Here is a 2,437-nt window from a genome sequence, read left to right on the forward strand (position 1 = left end):
CGCGCTCCCGGCCGCGCCGGGTGTCGCCGCCGTGCCGGGCGTCCCCGGCGTCCCACGGCAGCGCACCGAACGGGCGGCGGGGCAGCGGGTCACCCCCGGCGACATCGAGGCGCTGCGCTCCGTCGGCGAGCTGTTCCGGACCCTCGACCAGACGTACGGCGGCGGCCACGCCCGGCAGGCGCTCGTGCGCTACCTCGAACACGAGACCGAGCCGATGCTGCGCGGCTTATACGGCGAGAACACCGGCCGCAGGCTGTTCGCCGCCGCCGCCGAGCTGACCCGGCTCGCCGGCTGGACGTCGTACGACATCGCCGCCCACGGCCTCGCCCAGCGCTACTTCGTGCAGGCACTCCGGCTCTCCCAGGCCGCCGCCGACCGGGCGTACGGCTCGTACGTGCTGATCACGATGAGCCGCCAGGCCGTCTACCTCGGCCACGGCCGCGAAGCCGTCCAGCTGGCGCGCGTGGCCCAGCAGGGCGTCGGCTCGGCGGTGCCGCCCGTCGTCCAGGCCCTGCTGCACGCCGTCGAGGCGCGCGGCCACGGCGTGCTCGGCGAGGCCAGGACGGCCACCGCCTCGCTCGTACGGGCCGAACGCGCCCTGGAGAGCGCCAGACCCGGCGACGACGTGCCCCACTGGGCGCGCCACTTCGACGAGGCGCAGCTCGCCGACGACTTCGGCCACTGCCACCGCGACCTCCAGCAGTACCGCACGGCCGCGCAGCACGCCGAGCGCTCCCTCCGGCTGCGCGCCCCCGCGCTGGCCCGCAGCCGGCTGTTCTGCCGCGTCGTCCTCGCCACGGCGCGGCTGGGCCTCGGCGAGCTGGACCAGGCGTGCCTGCTGGGCGCCGAGGCGGCCCAGCAGGCGACGGAGATGCGGTCGGCCCGCGCGGTCGAGTACGTCCGGGAGTTCGAACGGCGGCTGGAGCCCTACCGGGACGCGATGGCGGTACGCACGTACCGGGACCGGGTCGCGGCGCTGGGCTGAGACCTGGCGGGGGGCGTTACGCGGCTGCCGTCAGGGGGGCCGCCACCGTCCCCCGCACCGGCCGGGCGCCGATGTCCCGCAGCACCGCCCGCGCCGCCCTGCGGCCCGAAGACAGCGCGCCCTGGGCGGTGTTGGTGTCCCGGTGGTCACCGCACACGTACAGCCCCGCCAGCAGCCGCACGGCGCGGACCGGGTCGTACGGTGGTGGCATGGCCGGTACCGCCTCCGGGTCGTGATGCACGCCGAGCAACTCCCAGTCGTCGGTGGGACATCCGTACATCCGGGCCAGCTGCGCCCGCACCGTACGGTCCAACTCGCCCGCCGCGGGCGGGATGCCGAGCACCGTCGACGAGATCAGCGACCGGCCGGCGGGGGCGCGGCTCGGATCCACCGCGCTCATCACGGCGGTGTGCGCGACGGGCCCTTCGCTGTCGCCATCCAGCAGCAGTACGGGATCCGCCAACGGTGCGTTTATTGTCGTGTGGTGAAGAACCGTCACCGGATGGAACGCGGGTACCCGCAGCCCCGGCAACAGCTCGGCCGCGGCCCGCGCGCCGGTCGCCACCAGCAGTGACCGGCAGGCGAACTCGCCGTGCTCCTTGGTCTGCACGCGGTTGATCGACGCCTCGGTCACCGACACCTCCGTACGTACCGAACCGGCCGGGAGCGCCCCCGCGAGCGCCTCGGCGAGCACGGCGGCACCGCCCTGCGGTACGCACAGTCCGCCCATGGCGAAGTCACGCAGGGCGAGTTCGGCGCGCCGGCCCGAGGTGGCGAGTTCCGGGTCGAGGAGCAGCGCGGCGAGCAGGGCGCGTTCCGTGGCGTCCGGGTAGACGTCCCGCGCGGGGCGGTCCGGGTGGGGCGCCTGCGCCGACATGCTTGCGTGCGCGCCCCATGCGCCCTGCGCGCGCCGTATGCCGCCGCTGTGCACGAGCACGCCGGGCGAGAACGCCCGCAGGGCGACGCCGTCGAGTCCGGGCGTTCTGTACAACTCGTCGTACGAGGCGCTGAGCAACTGCCCCAGACGGTCGAGCCGGAAGCCGTCCACGTCGTCGGTGGCCATCCGCCCCCCGACGTAGGGCGCGGCCTCAAGAACGGTGACGTCGAGGCCGGCATCGCGCAGATGGCGAGCGGCGGCGAGGCCGGCGATACCGGCACCGATGACGACGACGTCTGTGTGGTGCGTGGTGTTGGTGCTGCTGTTGAACACGTGTCCCTCCCAACAAGCCCTGGCTATAGGCGAGTTCGGAGTTGAGCGTAGGTATGGCGGCGGCCGGGGGCGGACGCGCGTGTTCGGGTGCACGGTGGCACGCGTGGCGCGCGGGTTCGCCTTCCGGCGGGGGGTGCGGGTCTGGGTTGCGGTTGTCGTCGTCCGTGCCGGTGTCCGGGTCCTGCGGTGTCGCCTTCCGGCGGGGGTGCGGTCTGGGTTGCGGTCTCGCTGTCTGGTGGCGG

General features: G+C 74.6%; 1 protein-coding gene and 1 pseudogene. One reads left to right on the top strand and one right to left on the bottom strand.

Annotated elements, in window-relative coordinates; all coding sequences use genetic code 11:
• Window positions 1-985, top strand: a pseudogene (locus tag HY68_RS45270) (regulator); the annotation flags it as partial.
• Window positions 986-1,001: 16 nt separating this feature from the next.
• On the opposite strand, the gene HY68_RS19245 reads toward HY68_RS45270, so the two are convergent.
• Entirely contained in the window at window positions 1,002-2,195 is a 1,194-nt protein-coding gene (locus HY68_RS19245; RefSeq protein ID WP_041990523.1) for an FAD-dependent oxidoreductase, read from the bottom strand.
• Window positions 2,196-2,437: the final 242 nt, after the last annotated feature.

Origin of the sequence: Streptomyces sp. AcH 505 (genome assembly GCF_000818175.1) — a bacterium.
Lineage (GTDB): Bacteria > Actinomycetota > Actinomycetes > Streptomycetales > Streptomycetaceae > Streptomyces.